Origin of the sequence: Bradyrhizobium sp., from assembly GCF_049519115.1 — a bacterium.
In the GTDB taxonomy this organism is placed as follows: Bacteria; Pseudomonadota; Alphaproteobacteria; order Rhizobiales; family Xanthobacteraceae; genus Bradyrhizobium.
The window spans coordinates 68237-84020 of the sequence record NZ_JBEKRB010000034.1 but is presented as its reverse complement, the minus strand read 5'-3'; the positions used below and the strand labels follow the sequence as shown (position 1 = coordinate 84020).

At 61.7% G+C, this 15784-nt stretch carries 16 protein-coding genes; 14 read left to right on the top strand and 2 right to left on the bottom strand.

Annotated features, from left to right (window positions below; all coding sequences use genetic code 11):
- Positions 1-262: 262 nt before the first annotated feature.
- Positions 263-1291: an ABC transporter substrate-binding protein gene (locus ABSE61_RS23435; RefSeq protein ID WP_423873514.1), complete on the bottom strand. Its 1029-nt coding sequence runs from the start codon at positions 1289-1291 to the stop codon at positions 263-265.
- A 424-nt stretch (positions 1292-1715) separates the two neighbouring features.
- Between ABSE61_RS23435 and hisE the strand changes: the two genes are divergently transcribed.
- The 6 genes from hisE (at position 1716) to ABSE61_RS23405 (ending at position 5856) form a co-directional block, all read left to right on the top strand.
- Entirely contained in the window at positions 1716-2099 is a 384-nt protein-coding gene (hisE, locus tag ABSE61_RS23430; RefSeq protein WP_423873513.1) for a phosphoribosyl-ATP diphosphatase, read from the top strand.
- A 52-nt stretch (positions 2100-2151) separates the two neighbouring features.
- Complete coding sequence (locus tag ABSE61_RS23425) at positions 2152-2733, top strand: YqaA family protein (protein WP_423873512.1); 582 nt, start codon at positions 2152-2154, stop codon at positions 2731-2733.
- Positions 2734-2771: 38 nt separating this feature from the next.
- The gene (locus tag ABSE61_RS23420) at positions 2772-3368 is read left to right on the top strand and encodes a hypothetical protein (protein WP_423873511.1); all 597 of its coding nucleotides are present in this window, start codon (positions 2772-2774) and stop codon (positions 3366-3368) included.
- Positions 3369-3474: 106 nt separating this feature from the next.
- The gene (locus tag ABSE61_RS23415; protein WP_423873510.1) at positions 3475-4443 is read left to right on the top strand and encodes an NAD(P)H-dependent flavin oxidoreductase; all 969 of its coding nucleotides are present in this window, start codon (positions 3475-3477) and stop codon (positions 4441-4443) included.
- A gap of 346 nt (positions 4444-4789) precedes the next feature.
- A complete protein-coding gene (locus ABSE61_RS23410; protein WP_423873509.1) occupies positions 4790-5008 on the top strand; it encodes a hypothetical protein in 219 nt (72 codons plus the stop codon).
- Positions 5009-5187: 179 nt separating this feature from the next.
- Positions 5188-5856 carry a hypothetical protein gene (locus tag ABSE61_RS23405; protein WP_423873533.1) on the top strand — a complete coding sequence of 223 codons (669 nt, stop codon included), beginning with the start codon at positions 5188-5190 and terminating at the stop codon, positions 5854-5856.
- A 30-nt stretch (positions 5857-5886) separates the two neighbouring features.
- Here the strand turns inward: ABSE61_RS23405 and ABSE61_RS23400 are convergent, their stop codons facing one another.
- Complete coding sequence (locus tag ABSE61_RS23400) at positions 5887-6867, bottom strand: GGDEF domain-containing protein (protein ID WP_423873532.1); 981 nt, start codon at positions 6865-6867, stop codon at positions 5887-5889.
- Between the two features lie 584 nt (positions 6868-7451).
- On the opposite strand from ABSE61_RS23400, the gene aspA reads away from it, so the two are divergent.
- The 8 genes from aspA (at position 7452) to ABSE61_RS23360 (ending at position 15782) form a co-directional block, all read left to right on the top strand.
- The gene (gene aspA / locus ABSE61_RS23395; RefSeq protein WP_423873508.1) at positions 7452-8909 is read left to right on the top strand and encodes an aspartate ammonia-lyase; all 1458 of its coding nucleotides are present in this window, start codon (positions 7452-7454) and stop codon (positions 8907-8909) included.
- A gap of 163 nt (positions 8910-9072) precedes the next feature.
- Entirely contained in the window at positions 9073-9984 is a 912-nt protein-coding gene (locus ABSE61_RS23390) for a dioxygenase family protein (RefSeq protein ID WP_423873507.1), read from the top strand.
- Positions 9985-10153: 169 nt separating this feature from the next.
- Positions 10154-11398 carry an amino acid ABC transporter substrate-binding protein gene (locus ABSE61_RS23385; RefSeq protein WP_423873506.1) on the top strand — a complete coding sequence of 415 codons (1245 nt, stop codon included), beginning with the start codon at positions 10154-10156 and terminating at the stop codon, positions 11396-11398.
- Between the two features lie 48 nt (positions 11399-11446).
- Positions 11447-12316: a branched-chain amino acid ABC transporter permease gene (locus tag ABSE61_RS23380; protein WP_423873531.1), complete on the top strand. Its 870-nt coding sequence runs from the start codon at positions 11447-11449 to the stop codon at positions 12314-12316.
- The gene (locus ABSE61_RS23375; protein WP_423873505.1) at positions 12313-13269 is read left to right on the top strand and encodes a branched-chain amino acid ABC transporter permease; all 957 of its coding nucleotides are present in this window, start codon (positions 12313-12315) and stop codon (positions 13267-13269) included. Before ABSE61_RS23380 ends, ABSE61_RS23375 begins: the two co-directional genes overlap by 4 nt.
- Positions 13266-14015, top strand: coding sequence for an ABC transporter ATP-binding protein (locus tag ABSE61_RS23370; protein ID WP_423873504.1), 750 nt, complete (start codon positions 13266-13268; stop codon positions 14013-14015). The genes ABSE61_RS23375 and ABSE61_RS23370 overlap by 4 nt, the downstream gene beginning before the upstream one ends.
- Positions 14005-14739, top strand: coding sequence for an ABC transporter ATP-binding protein (locus ABSE61_RS23365; protein ID WP_423873503.1), 735 nt, complete (start codon positions 14005-14007; stop codon positions 14737-14739). Before ABSE61_RS23370 ends, ABSE61_RS23365 begins: the two co-directional genes overlap by 11 nt.
- A gap of 14 nt (positions 14740-14753) precedes the next feature.
- On the top strand, positions 14754-15782 hold the full coding sequence (locus ABSE61_RS23360; protein WP_423873502.1) for a 5-methyltetrahydropteroyltriglutamate--homocysteine methyltransferase: 1029 nt from the start codon (positions 14754-14756) through the stop codon (positions 15780-15782).
- The last annotated feature ends 2 nt before the right edge of the window (positions 15783-15784 follow it).

Below are 15784 nucleotides of genomic sequence, written 5' to 3'. Positions count from 1 at the left end.
GATTTGAGCACCAGGCGAGCGACGATGACGATCGTCCGACCGGCGTATCTTAATCCGGGAGCAGCGCGAAGATATAGTCTCCTAGTGATCCGATTCTAACATTCGCATTCCTTCTCAGCGGCCACTCTTGCGAATGTTAGAATCAGAGGACCACTAGCAAACTTAGGTTTCTCTAGTGGAGTTTTTGATTTGGCATTCGCTTTCGAGGTCTGCGGCCAGGTGGGTAGCGAATGTCAAATCCACTCCACTAGGAAGCTTTTGCTCAGTTGATCAGACGATCGGCGCGTGCGGGTAAGAAGCGGTCGTCGAAAATATCCGTGGCGGTGGGATGCTTTTCGAAATGGAAGCCTTCGCCGACCTGATTGATCGCGTGTTCGAGTCGAACCGGATCGACGCCGCCGAGGCCGTTGCGATTGACTTCGTCGGTCAGGATGTTGTCGCGGACGACTGCGTGCAGCCGTTCCAGCTCCAGTTCGCGCGAGCCTTCCTCCATCCGGGTGAGAACCTGGTCGACCGCATGGCCTTCGTCGCGGATGGTCAGGTTGGTGCCGGCAATCAGGGCGCGGACAAAGCCCCTCACGGCGTCCGGCCGTTTGGCGGCGAATTCCGGGTTGACGATCACCGCAAAGCCGTAGGCCTCGCAGCCATAATCGGCAAACCGCAGCACCGCGAGGTCGTCGGCGGGAACGCCGCGATCCCTCAAATTCACGGCGGACTGGTAGGAAAATCCGGTGACGGCGTCGAGCTGACCCGCCGACAGCATCGGCTCACGCACCGCGGCACTGATCGGGCTTTGCTTGACGTGATCGAGATTGATTCCGTTCTGGCGCGCCAGCGCCGGCCACAGCCCGGCCGACAGGTCGCCGTCGGCGATGCCGAGCGTCTTGCCCTCGATGTCCGGGAGCACATGGATGCCCCGGCTCTTGCGGGCGACGATGGCATAGGGCGCCTTGTTGAACAGCACGAACACCGCCTTGACTGGCGATGATGCCTGGCTGCGGAAACGAATTAGTGCGTTGATGTCGACGACAGCGAATTCGCTCGCCCCGGAGGCGACCCGCGCGATCGCCTCAGGCGATCCGGCGGCAATGCGGGAGGTGACAGCCAATCCTTCCGAAGAAAACAGGCCGTCGGTCATGGCGACGACGAGCGGGGCCGAGCTGGCGTTGATCGGGCGATCGAACGCAAGCGCGACCGCGAGCGGATGAGGGCTCTCTGCGGCATCCGCGCCCAGGCCGGCAAGACAGACTGCCGAAAGCCAACAGGCAAAAAGGGTCTGAATGACGCGCATTGGAAGCCAGCTGTTGCGCCGGATATGTCGGTTTCATGACACCTTTTCCGGCCTTCGTTTCATTCTGCCGAGGCCAACCTTAACCGCAGATGAGCGGCGATGGTTACCGACTAGTGCCCGCTTTCCGAACTTCGTGCTATTCAAATGGGCGGTACTAGTCGCGAGAGGCTGCGTTGGCCGCGAGGTCTTCACATCTGCGGGATAAGCGCTCCGACCGTAATATTACGGCCGTGACGCGGCCGATCGAAGCCGATATGGCTTGCCCCTGCAAGATACAGATGCCGCCTCATCACGCCGCCTGCTGTTTTGCCGCGCCTTAAAATCTCACGACCGAGTTAAGCCGCTGGTCACCGTGGCCGGTGGTTTTCCCGCAATTGTGAGGCCGTTAACACGCCGGCGGGGCGTTTGGATTATCTTAAGACGCATGAGTGATTCGCTCGAACGGCTTTATCAGGCGGTCATCGCGGCCAAGGATCTCGATCCCTCGGTCTCGCGGACGGCCCGGCTGTTTCAGCGCGGCCCCGAAAAGATGGCCAAGAAGCTCGCCGAAGAAGCCATCGAAGTCGTCATCGATGCCGTCAATGGCAAGACCGATGCCGTCATCCGCGAGAGCGCCGACCTCCTTTATAATCTGACGGTGCTGTGGGCGGCGGCCGGCGTGCGTCCCGAAGATGTGTGGCGCGAGATGGAGCAGCGCGAGCATCTGCTTGGCATTGCCGAGAAGATGCCGAAGACACCGGTCAAGGTTCCCTCGTCCCGGCGGCCAATTGTCGCGCTCGAGGCCCGATCCTTACGCAAGCGCCACTAATTCCTCGCTTTTCCAGCATGGACAAATAGACCGCTAGATGGTTCATCGCGGCATGCTCAGACGTATCTACGATTGGTGCATCGCCGCCGCCGACAAGCCCCATGCCCTCTGGATCCTGGGCGCGGTGGCTTTCGCGGAAAGCTCCTTCTTTCCAATTCCGCCCGATATCATGCTGCTGCCGATGTCATTGGCGCGGCCGGCCCGTGCATGGCTGTTTGCGACGCTTTGCACGGTTGCCTCCGTTGCCGGTGGTGTGCTCGGCTATGCCATCGGAGCGCTCCTCTATGACTCGGTCGGGAATTGGCTGATCAATCTTTATCATCTCGGCGACAAGGTCGAAGCCTTTCGCGCCTCTTATGCCGAATGGGGCAGCGTCATCATCCTGCTGAAGGGGTTGACGCCGATCCCCTACAAGCTCGTCACCATCACCTCGGGCTTTGCCGGTTACAACATCTGGCTGTTCATCCTGTGCTCGATCATCGCCAGGGGCGGCCGCTTCTTCATCGTTGCGGTTGTGCTCAACCGCTATGGCGATGTGATCCGCGCCGAAATCGAAAAGCGCCTGGGCCTGTGGTTGACGGCGTTCGTGATCCTGCTCGCCAGTGGCTTCGTCATCGCCATCAAGCTGATCTGAATCCTTGCCGCACCGCTATCGTGGGCTATCCTGTCTCCATGCGTGATCGATCCGGTCTCTTCCGGGCTTTGCCGCGTCCGCTTCTCGCAAGGATCGCGGTAGCCACATCGGTGTGGATGATCGCCACCGCCGGCTGGCCCCAGACGGCGGCTCCGCCGCCCGCCCCGCCGCCATCCCCGGAGCAGAACGCGCCGCAACCGGGAGGGCCGCCGCCAAATGGAGCTCCGGCACCGCCGGCGGCTGCGGAAAATCCGGGTCTGTTCAACGAAATGGGCAAGATGCTGGAAAAATCCCTGTCGATCCTGCCGACGCTGAAAAGCACAGGCGAGACGCTCGACGATTTCAACGCCCGCGCCAAGGACGCGGCCAAGAATGCCAGCGAAAGCCTATCGCGCCTGACTACGCCGTCTTCCATGGCCGAGGGCCGCATCAAATGTCCGGTGTCGGCCAACGGCGCCTCCGATTGCAAGGCGGCGGCCGACAAGCTCTGCCAGGCCAAGGGCCTCAAGGAAGGTAAAAGCCTGTCGACGGATTCGGTGGAAGCCTGTTCGGCAAAAGTGCTGATCCCGGGCCGGGCGCGCAAGCCGGATGACTGCCGAACCGATAATTTTGTCACCCGCGCGTTGTGTCAGTAGCGGGTTTTCTTTTTATGAAGCGCGATTGCTTTCTTGAGATGATGTCTGGCATCCTTTTTGGCCGCTAGACGGATTTTCCGTCACTCGGAATACAAGGATTTCACCGATGTCGATGCCTGCTTTGTTCAAGGGCCGTCTCTCGCTTCCCGCGATCGGGGCGCCGCTGTTCATCGTCTCGGTGCCCGATCTCGTGATTGCCCAATGCAAGGCCGGGATCGTCGGTGCATTTCCGGCGCTGAACGCGCGTCCGCCCGAATTGCTCGACGAGTGGCTGACGCGGATCCGTACGGAGCTTGCCGCCTATGATGCGGCCCATCCGGAGCGGCCGTCGGCGCCGTTTGCCGTCAACCAGATCGTGCACCGGTCGAACAACCGCCTCGAACAGGATCTGGCGCTCTGCGAGAAGCACAAAGTGCCGATCATCATCACGTCGCTGGGCGCGCGCGAGGAGGTCAACCAGGCCGCGCATCGCTGGGGCGGCATCCTGTTTCACGATGTGATCAACCAGAAATTCGCCCACAAGGCGATCGAGAAGGGCGCCGATGGCCTGATCCTCGTCGCGGCCGGCGCCGGCGGTCATGCCGGCGTGATTTCGCCGTTCGCCTTCATGGCGGAGACGCGGCGATGGTTCGACGGTCCGGTCGCGTTGTCGGGCGCCATCGCCAATGGCCGCGCGATTCGCGCAGCGCGTCTGTTGGGCGCGGACTTCGCCTATATCGGCTCGGCCTTCATCGCCACCAAAGAGGCGAACGCCGTCGAGCGCTACAAGGAGATGATCACCTCGTCGGGTGCGGAAGATATCGTTTATTCCAACCTCTTCACCGGCGTGCACGGCAACTACTTGAAGCCGTCGATCATGGCCGCCGGCATGGACCCGGAAAATCTACCGCAATCGGATGCCTCGAAGATGAGTTTCGGGACCGACGATTCCGGCGAGCGCGTCAGACCGAAAGCCTGGAAGGAAATCTGGGGCTCAGGTCAGGGCATCGGCAGCCTCGATGAGATCTTGCCGGCCGCTGAACTGATCGCGCGCTTCAAAAAAGAATATGACGAGGCCGTCGACCCGCCGCTGTAACGCTTCCATAACGTTTTCGAGCGAAGCATGCCCTCGGACTTGATCCGGGGGTGGGAACCGGTTCGCATAGCAAGTTTACGCAGATTGCGTAGACTTATCTGCGGTAGAAAACGCGTCAAAACAAAAGAGCGGAGCCCGGTTATGATTCCGTCGGAACCGATCGGGCTCTAGCGTTGCCGCCGAAGCCGCCTCAAATCGGATCAGCCGATGCGAGCCATCGCGGCCTAGAAATTCGATCCTCGGCCATTTAACCGGCCATTAACCACGCTCCCGCAAGATTCATGTCGAGGGCCGTCCGCCGCACGGTTGCGCGGGCAGGCGAAGTGGCAGTTGCGGGTGGAGTGACATGGATTTCGAGACGCTTTTTGAAAAGACACCGGCCACCATCGACGAGATCAAGCGCCGGGTCGCTTACGCTCTTGAGCGTCATCCGCTCTGCCGCCATGTGAAATTCGACGTCGTCGGCATGCCCCGCTCGACCAGGGGCGGAAACTGGACCATCACCTGGCAGGCGGTGGCGCCCGATGCGCTGTGGGAGGCCTCCGATATCGTCGCAGCTGCCTGATCCTTTGATCTGCCGCCGGGGGCAGACCGTCACCCCGGTGGCACGGTTAGGCCTTATTTCCTCCCCCGTCGTCGGGAAAATGAGACCGATACGCGGCTAGACCCGCCGTGAATGTCAGGTCCAAGTCTTTCGTAAATCGAGTCGCTCGCAAATCAAGTCGTTCGCAGATGGAGAATAGCCTGTCGAAAGCCATCACCATTAGTGCCCTGACCGGCTTTCTGGTCGTCGGCGCGGCCGCAGCCGCCATTCTGGGCCGTGAGAGTGTGCCCGCGGCGGGGGCCGCAATGGAGCCGTCCGCCATGTTGCAACAGGTCGTACCCAACCGCGACAGCAAGGGCGACAGGCTGACGGTCGCCGCAGTCACACCCGAAGTCACGTCCGATTCCGTCGAGGGCGAGCCCGCGCGGACCGAGCCGATCTCGAACGAACCGTTGCGGCAAGCGTTTGCAGCGACGCCATCGGTCGAAATCGAGGGGCTCAAGGTAACCGATCCGGCAGCGTCGAAACCAAAGGTGATCGCCAAACCGCCGGTCCAGAAATCCTACGCTTTGTTGAGCGATGCGCAGATCGCCGGCATCAAGGAACGGCTGAAACTGTCGCCATCCCAGGAATATTATTGGCCAGGCGTGGAGAACGCGTTGCGCGCGGTGGCCCGCAAGATTCACGCCGCGCGGCAGGCCGACCCTGCTAATGCCGCCGCGGTGCCGATCGACCCTGAAGCGGCGGAAGTCCAGCAATTGAAATCGGCGGCGATGCCGCTCTTGTTTCAGTTGCGCGAAGACCAGAAGCGCGAGGTGCGCTCGCTGGCTCGCCTGATCGGATTGGAGAAGGTCGCGGCGGCGATCTGAAGCGATGCGCGCCGGCGCGAGGGCTGAGACTCAGGCCGCGATCTCTTCGTCAACCGAGGCTTCCTTGATCGTGCAATTGCGGCCCGACCGCTTGGCCTGATAGAGCGCGCGATCACACCGCTCGATCATGCCCTCGGCCGACTCGGCCATTCGGAATTGCGCCACGCCGATCGAAACCGTGACGCTCGATATTTCCTCGCCCGTGGCACGGCGGGTCAACCGCGCCTCGCCGATGCGGCTACGGACCCGCTCGGCGACCTCGGCGCAGGCATCGAGGGTTGCCGCCGGCAGCACCGCGATCAGTTCTTCGCCGCCGTAGCGCGCGGCGAGATCGCAATCGCGCACGCTCTCCTTCAGGACCCTGGCGACCAGCCGAAGAACCTGGTCGCCGACCTGATGGCCGTAGCTGTCGTTGAACTTCTTGAAGTGGTCGATATCGATCATCAGGATGCTGAGCGGCGTTCCCGCCTCCATCGCCGTGATCTGGGCCGTGCGCAGAAAGGCCTCGAGCGAACGGCGGTTGGCGAGCCCGGTAAGCGGGTCGGTGTTGGAGTGCTGCTCGGCGAGTTTCAGCGAGTCCTTGATCTCATCGAGGTCTTTCGTGGTGCTGAGGAAATTCGCCTCGAGCGCCGAGGAACGCGACGTCGCGTTCGACAGCTCTTTCAGGAGCTTTTCGATGATCGGCCGCGGATCGGCCGTGGTCTGACACTCCGATCTGACTTCGCCCAGGCTTTCCATCTGCGAACGATTGTCGGAAATCGCGGTCGCCAGGAAATCCTGTGCGCTGGCGATCACGCCGCGCATCTGCTCGGGGAATTCCTCGACGGCGCTGAGATCTTGCTGTGGTTTGATATAGGTGACGTAGAGATCGCGATTGACGACGGAATCGAACTTGCGCTTGTTCGCGATCAGGATGTCGATGGTTTTTTTCAGCGTGAGCGAGCCGCCCATCGTGTAGTAGAACCAGACGGAAAAATTATCCGGCGTCGGCGGCACGCGGTGCTGCGCCATGAAGCCGTTGGCCCGATCCGCAAGTGTCGTCGCGTAATCGAAGTCGATCTCGTCGGGCGCGCTGGTCATTCCATCGGTCCACCCGCCCCTGATCGCCGCGGTTTAAGTCGTGGAAGCTTGTTTGTTAATTTCAGGTTAGGAGTTTTGGATCAGGGCAATTGTCATGAGAGCGTAGCTCTCACATCTAAAGGATGGTTTAAACATAACCCTCGCAGCGCGTTAGCAGCGATTAAACAAGCCCAAAAGCGGCCGATAGGGGCGAAAATCGCGGTCTTGCGGCGGGTGATTCGACCTTCGCCGCGCCCACCTGCAACCAAAAAGCGAAGGTTAAAATCAAACTACCAGAACGTAGCAACTCCCGGCTTGGAAAACAGGCCGCACCCTGTTTTGATCGCGCTCGCCAGTGTCCCGATTCCGAAGTTCGTATCATTTACCGAGCCGCGTTTCGAACCTTGGAATCGAAAGGACACGAGCAAGCCTGTTGATCTATTGTGGCTTTGGTTCAGAAGTCCGCATGCGGATCCCCGCGGCACAATGATGCGCACTTCTGAACCGCCACACTGGCGCAACCGATTGAGGCCTCCATGAGCATGCGACGCGAACACGATCTGCTGGGTGACCGGGACGTTCCCGCAGAGGCCTATTACGGCGTCCACACCTTGAGGGCGGTGGAGAATTTTCCGATCACGGCAACGCCGATCTCGATCTATCCCGACCTGATTGCCGCGCTGGCCTCGATCAAAATCGCGGCGGCGCGAAGCAACCGCGACCTCGGCCTGCTCGATGCGACGCGGGCCGATGCCATCGTCGCTGCTGCCGAGGAAATCAGGGCGGGACGGCTGCACGAGCAATTCGTGGTCGACGTCATTCAGGGCGGTGCCGGCACCTCGACCAACATGAATGCCAACGAGGTGATCGCCAATCGGGCGCTGGAATTGCTCGGCCGGCAGAGGGGCGACTACAAGTTTCTGCACCCCAACGAGCAGGTCAACATGAGCCAGAGCACCAACGACGTCTATCCGACGGCGCTGAAGCTCGCGGCCTATTCCGGCATCATGCGCCTGGTCGAAGCCATGGCTGTGCTGCGCCAGGCGTTCGAAGCAAAGTCCGAGGAGTTCAAGGACATCATCAAGATGGGCCGCACCCAGTTGCAGGATGCCGTCCCGATGACGCTCGGTCAGGAGTTCTCGACCTATGCGGTGATGCTTGGCGAGGACGAACAGCGCCTGAAGGAAGCCGTGCTTCTGGTGTGCGAGATCAACATGGGCGCGACCGCGATCGGCACCGGCATCAATGCCCACCCGGATTATGCGCGTCTGGTTTGTCAGCATTTGCGCGAGGTCACCGGCGTTCCCGTGGTCACCGCCTCGAACCTGATCGAGGCGACGCAGGATTGCGGCGCCTTCGTGCAGTTGTCCGGTGTCTTGAAACGCGTCGCGGTCAAGCTGTCGAAGACCTGCAACGACCTGCGTCTGTTGTCGTCGGGCCCGCGCGTCGGGCTGAACGAGATCAACCTGCCGCCGATGCAGGCCGGCTCGAGCATCATGCCGGGCAAGGTCAATCCGGTGATCCCCGAAGTCATCAACCAGATTGCCTTTGAAGTCATCGGCAACGACGTCACGGTGAGTTTTGCCGCCGAGGCCGGTCAGTTGCAGCTCAACGCCTTTGAGCCGATCATCGCGCACAGCCTTTTCAAGAGCGTCAACCATCTGCGCGCCGGCTGCCTGACACTGGCCGAGCGCTGTGTGAAGGGCATCACCGCCAACCGCGAGCATCTGCGCCGCGGCGTCGAGCGCTCGATCGGCATCGTCACCGCACTCAATCCCTATATTGGCTACGCCAATGCGACCGAGATCGCGCAGCAGGCGCTTTTGACCGATCAAAGCGTTTACGATCTGGTGCTCGCCAGGAAGCTTTTGACCCGTGAGCAGCTCGACCAGATCCTGCAGCCTGAGATATTAACGCAGCCGAGGTCGTTCGGCACTGCCACGGCTACCGCGCAAACCCACCCGCTCAGCGTCCGCCGCGACCAGACCGACTGATTTTTTCTATCACCTGATGAAAATTTAGCCCGGCGAGCCCCGCGATTTCCAGCCGGGACATTTGCGGTCACAGGCGGAGGGCGATAGTCTGCCGCCAGATTAAAAAAGCCATGGATAGCCAAAGCCATGGATCGGCAAGAACAATGGATCGAGGGAGGTCTCTATGCAGGAGTTGACGCCGGAAACCATCACGCAAGCCGTGCTTGACCAGATGGCCTCAACACCCAATCCCCGGATGAAGGAGATTATGGCCTCGGCCGTGAAGCATCTGCATGCTTTCGCCAAGGACGTGAACTTGACGCCGGCGGAATGGATCAAGGGCATCGCATTCATGACCGCGGTCGGGAAGATATGCACGCCGGCGCGGCAGGAATTCATCCTGTTGTCGGATACGCTCGGCCTGTCGGCGCTGGTCAACGGTCTGCATGACGAGACCGCCTTGGAAGAGGGGACGAATACGAGCCTTCTCGGCCCGTTTTATCGCGAAACCACGCCGCATCTCGCCGCCGGCAGCCAGATTGCCAAGAATGCCGAGCCCGATACCGAAGTCATTCTTTACGGTCGTGTGACCGACGTGAACGGCAAGCCGCTTTCCGGCGCCACCGTCTCGCTCTGGCAGACCAGCGCCACCGGCCTTTACGACATTCAGGAAGATCCCACGTCAGTCGACTATCGCGGCATCTTCACCACCGACGCCAACGGGCTGTTTCTGGTGCGCACGGTGAAGCCGCTCGGCTATTCGATCCCGATGGACGGGCCGGTCGGTGAGATGATCACGGCACAGCGACGTCATGGCATGCGGCCGGCGCATATTCACTTCCTGGTCGGTGCGCCTGGTTATCGCGAACTGGTGACGGCGCTTTATCTGCGCGACGACCCGCATCTGGCCGACGACGTCGTGTTCGGTTCGTCGGGCGATCTGGCGGTCGATATCAATCCGAAGGATCCGGAATGCCCGATTCCAGGCGTGCCTAGCATCCGGTTCGACATGCGCCTGTCGCGCGAAACCGCGGCTGACCGGGCCGGCGGACGCGTCGGCGCCGATCCGGCCGCGATCCTGAAACAGCCGGCTTGACCAAGGCTCGCGCATTGGCGGGTAACCTTATGCGACCAGAGTCGGGTTGTGGCCGGGCGCGCCCCGGCCTTAAACCTTGGGTGACATCTTGATGTTGTCCGCAGACAGGGGCCGAAGAAACCGGCGCGCGCAACTGAAAATATAAGAACAGGAACAAGGGGAGGGAACGATGAAACGCAGAACGCTTCTTGGCGCGGCAGTGACGATCGCGGGGCTGGCTCTCGTCTCGAATGCGGACGCCCAGCAGCCGCCGATCAAGATCGGCATGTCGATGGCGCAGACCGGCGGATTGGCTGGTGGCGGCAAGGCCTCGCTGCTCGGCACCGAGATATGGCGTGACGACATCAACGCGCGCGGCGGCCTGCTCGGCCGTAAGGTCGAACTCGTGGTCTACGACGACAAGTCGAGCGCTTCTGAGACGCCGGCGATCTATTCCAAGCTGCTCGATGTCGACAAGGTCGATCTGTTGTTCTCTCCCTATGCGACGGTGCCGACCGCGCCGATCATGCCGCTGGTCAAGCAGCGCGCCATGGTGCTGATCGGCAACTTCTCGTTCCAGATCAACAGCAAGATCGGCCACGACATGTGGTTCAACGTGGCGCCATGGGGACCCGCCGATTCCTGGGCGAGCGCGTTTCTCGATATCGGCCAGAAGGCCGGCGGCAAGACGGTGGCGTTGCTCACCGCCGACCAGGAGTTCGCGCAAAACCTGGCGACGACCGCGCGCGAAGTCGCGACCAAGCGCAACATGCCGATCGTGTTCGACCAGGCCTATCCGCCGAATACGGTTGAATTCTCCGGCATCATCCGCTCGCTCAAGGCCGCCAAGCCCGACATCGTCTATGTCGCGTCCTATCCGCCGGACTCGGCCGGCATCCTGCGCGCCATCAACGAGATCGGGATCGGCGATAACGTCAAACTGTTCGGCGGCGGCATGGTCGGCCTGCAATTCGGCCCGGTCATGGAGAACCTCGGCTCGCTGGTCAACGGCGTGGTCAACTTCAACACCTGGCTGCCCGAGCCCAGCATGTATTACGACGGCACCAAGGCGTTCTTCGAAACCTATTCGAAGCGCGCGATCGAGGCCAAGGTCGATCCACTCGGCTACTATCTGGCGCCGTTCGGTTATGCCGAGGGCCAGCTGATCGAAGCCGCGGTCAAGGCTACCGGATCGCTCGACCAGAAGGCGATCGCGAAATATCTGCATGAAAACGAGGTCCAGACCATTGTCGGTCCGATCTCGTTTGCCGCAGATGGCGAGCGCAAGGTGACGGCAACGCTGCAGGCGCAGTTCCAGGGCATCGTCGACAAGAACATGGACCAGTTCAAGAAGTCCGGCAAACAGGTGATCTTGTTCCCGGAGAAACTGAAGTCCGGGGAATTCATCACGCCTTTCGAGGCCGCGCGTAAGTAACTTCTTGCGAGCGGGCTAAGAAGGGTCAAGGGGGCCGATTTGTTTTCGATGGACCTGCTGCTCGACGCGGTGGTGACCGGCGTGCTGCTCGGCTGCTTTTATGCAGCCGTCAGCATCGGGCTGTCGGTCTCGTTCGGCCTGCTCGACGTTCCCCATGTCGCGCATCCGGCCTTTCTGGTGCTGGCGTCCTATGGGGTTTATTTCCTCAACGACAGCTACGACATCGATCCGCTGGTGGCTGGACTTCTGATCACGCCGCTTCTGTTCGTGTTTGGGCTGGTCGCCTACCGGATTTATTACGAGACCTTTGAGCGTCGCGGCAGCGATGCCGCCGTGCGCGGCATCGCGTTTTTCTTCGGCGTCGCCTTCATCATCGAAGTGCTGATCATCCTGCATTTCGGCGTCGATCAGCGTTCGGTCACCGCGTCCTACATCGGCAAGTCCTGGCGCTTCGGCGACATGCGGATTCCGCTTCGCCTGATGGTGGCGTTCGCGGTCGCGACCGGGCTGACGGTGCTGCTTGCGGCCTATCTGTCGCGGACCTTCATGGGGCGCGCGATCCGTGCGGTGGCGCAGGATGAAGAAGCGGTGCGGCTGATGGGTGCCAACCCGGTTCGCATCAAGCAATGGGCGTTTGGAATTGCGACCGCGGTGCTCGGCATTGCCGGCGCGCTTCTCATCATCGTGGCACCGGTCGAGCCGACACTCGACCGCGCCTATATCGGGCGCACCTTCTGCGTCGTGGTGATGGCGGGGCTCGGCAGCATGACCGGCACGCTGATTGCTGCGATTATCCTCGGCGTTTCCGAAACCATCGTGCTGACGATGTTCGGCGCCTCCTGGGCGCCGGCGATTTCCTTTGCGCTACTGCTCGGCGTTCTGGCCGTCCGGCCGCAGGGTCTGTTGGGCAGGCGATGATGAAACGCGGGGGCATCGCTTTCTGGGGCACGGCCGTGTTGTTTCTCGTTGCCGTACTCGCGGCGACGCAACTCGTCACCAACGAATATCCGTTTTTTGCAGGCTACGTGATCCTGCAGTTCATCGTGCTGTCGGTAGCCTGGAGCGTTCTCGGCGGCTATGCCGGCTACGTGAATTTCGGCACCAGCGCGTTTTTCGGCGTCGGCGTCTATACCGGCATTCTGTTGTTCAAGGCGGCGGGCGCGCCGCTGTTCGTGCAGATCGCCGCCGCGGCTCTGGTTGGAGCGTTCCTCGGTTTTGCGGTCGGTCTTTTGACGCTGCGCATGCAGGGCATCTTCTTCTCGATCGCAACGATTGCGCTGACGATCGTGATCGAGACGACGGTGACGAACTGGCGGTTTCTCGGCGGTGCCGCCGGCATCCAGATCCAGCGGCCGCCCGTGACGGCACCGTTCCACAGCTATGTGCAGATGCTGGTGTTCGTTCAGGCCATTCTCGTCGTTCTGGCGGTCGCGGTCGCCCGCTATATCCAGAATTCGTGGATCGGCCGCGGCCTTCAGGCGCTGAGGGATGACGAACTCGCCGCCGAATGCACCGGCGTGCCGACGCTGCGGCTGAAAATGGTGGCCTGCGTGATTTCCGGCGCGCTGATGTGCGCGGCCGGGGCGCCGGCGGCGATGTATCTACAATATGCCGACCCGGCATCGGCTTTCAATCTGAACTACTCGGTCTCGGTGCTGGCGATGGCGCTGATTGGCGGCACGTCGCACTGGATCGGGCCGGTGATCGGCGCCATCGTGCTCGGCGTTACGCAGCAGCTTCTAGCCGTCACCATCTCCTCGGAAGTCAACGTGCTCGTGCTCGGCGTCATGCTGGTGCTGTTCGTGGTCGCAGCGCCTGAGGGAATCATCGGGCTTTTTCGCAAGAGCCGCCGCGCCGAGGGCAAGACATGACGTCCGCGCCCGTTGCCGAACTCCCGTTGCTGCGGATCGAGGGGCTGACCAAGCGCTTCGGCGGCTTTACCGCGCTCGACAATGTCAGCGTCGATATCAAGGCCGGCGAGCGTTTCGGGCTGATCGGCCCCAACGGCTCCGGCAAGACCACGCTGATCAACTGCATTTCCGGCGCCTTTCGCACCGAGCCCTCGACCGTGATCTTCGGTGGCGAGGATATCACGCGGCTGGCGCCGCATGTGCGGACGCGACGCGGCATTGCGCGCAGCTTCCAGATTCCGCGCCCGTTTCGAAGCATGACGGTGATCGAGAATCTGATGGTTGCCGCCGACTTCACGAGCGCAACGCATCTTCGCCTGTCGGCCGACGATCATCGCGACAGCGCGATGGTTATCCTTCAACAGATGGGCCTTGCGGCGAAGGCGGACGCTCGGGTCACGGGCTTAAGCCAGGTCGAGCTGCGCAAGATGGAATTGGCGCGTGCGATGGCGACGCGCCCGAAGCTTCTGATCTCGGACGAGGCGATGGCCGGGCTTTCCGGCTCGGAGGTCGACGAGGTGCTCGACCTTCTGATCAAGCTCGCCGGTGAATCCATCACCATCATCATGATTGAACACATCATGCAGGCGGTGATGCGGTTCTCGGAGCGCATCATGTGCCTGGATGCCGGCAAGATCATCGCGATCGGAAAGCCGTCGGACGTCATGGCGAACGCGCGGGTGCAGGAGGCCTATCTTGGCACTTAGCCTCGCGATCCGCGATCTCGATGCCGGTTACGGCGCGGTCAAGGCGCTTCGTGGCGTCTCGCTCGACGTTGCGACCGGCGAGACCGTGGCGTTGCTCGGCACCAACGGCAACGGCAAGAGCACGCTGATGAAGTGCATCATGGGCCTGGTGCGGCCGTGGCGTGGCAGCGTTTCGCTTACCCTTGACGGCACCGCGCACGATCTCGGTAAGATGTCGCCGGAGTCGATCGTCGATCTCGGCGTAGCACTGGTGCCGGAGGGGCGGCGGCTGTTTCCGCGGCTCACGGTTTCCGAAAACCTCATGCTCGGCGCCTTTCGCCGCGCCGCGCGGCGCGACATCCAACGTAATCTGGCGCTCGCCTTCGACGCGTTTCCGGTGCTGAAGGAACGCGCGAATCAACTTGCCGGTACCATGTCGGGCGGGCAGCAACAGATGCTGGCGATTGCCCGTGCCATGATGTCATCGCCGCGGCTTTTGCTGATCGACGAACCTTCGGTTGGATTATCACCGCTTCTGGTCTCGCAGATGATCACCAAGATCGGCGAGCTTGGCGAGCGTTTCGATTTAACCGTGCTGATGGCCGAGCAGAACTTCAACCAGGCGGTCCGCATCGCCGATCGCGGCTACATCATCGTTCACGGCGAGATCGTGGTCGCGGCCAATGTCGAGGAATTGCGCGGCAATGACATCGTCAAGCGGCTTTATCTCGGCGGCAGTGTTTGACAACGGAGAACGTCATGACGGCGAAGCTTTTGCCCACCACGGTTGTCGGCAGCTATCCGCAGCCGGACTGGCTGGTCGACCGTCAGTTGCTGTCGAAAGGCGTGGCGCGGGTGCGCCTCGATCTTTGGCGGGTCGCCGAGCCGTGGCTCGAGCAGGCGCAGGACGATGCGACGCTGCTTGCGATCCGCGACATGGAGCGCGCCGGCATCGACATCATCACCGATGGCGAGGTGCGCCGGGAAAGCTATTCCAACCGCTTTGCCACCGCGCTCGAAGGCATTGCATCCGGCAAACCGGGCGAGGTGATGTCGAAGGCCGGTCTTCCCACCGCGGTGCCGCGCGTGGTCGGTCCGATCCGTCGCACGCATGCGGTCGAAACGCGTGATATGGAATTCTTGCGCCGTAACACCGAGCGAGTTGCAAAAATCACGCTGCCAGGTCCGTTCACGATGAGCCGGCAGGCGGTCAACGAATATTACAAAGACGACGATGAGATGGTGATGGATTTTGCCGCCGCTGTGAATGCGGAGGCGCGCGATCTCGAAAAAGCCGGCGCCGACGTGATCCAGCTCGACGAGCCGTGGCTGCGTCAGGACCCGCCTGCCGCCAAACGTATCGCGGTCAAGGCGATCGACCGCGCGCTCGAGGGCCTCAAGGCGACGACGGTTATCCATCTCTGTTTCGGTTATGCCGCGGTCGTCAAGGGCGAGAAGCCGGTCGGCTATTCGTTCCTTGGTGAGCTCGGCGCGTGCAAGGCGGATCAGATTTCGATCGAGGCGGCGCAGCCGAAACTCGATCTCGGCGTGCTCAAGGAGCTGTCGCCGAAGAAGATCATGCTCGGCGTGATCGATCTCGCCGACCCCAGCGCGGAAACGGCCGCCGTCGTGGCGGATCGCATCCGCGCCGCGCTGAAAGTTCTCCCCGCCGATCGGCTGGTGCCAGCGCCGGATTGCGGCATGAAGTACCTTCCGCGCGAACTTGCGTTTGCGAAGCTGAAGGCGCTCGCCGACGGGGCGGCGATGGTGCGCGCGGAGCTCGCTTGAAG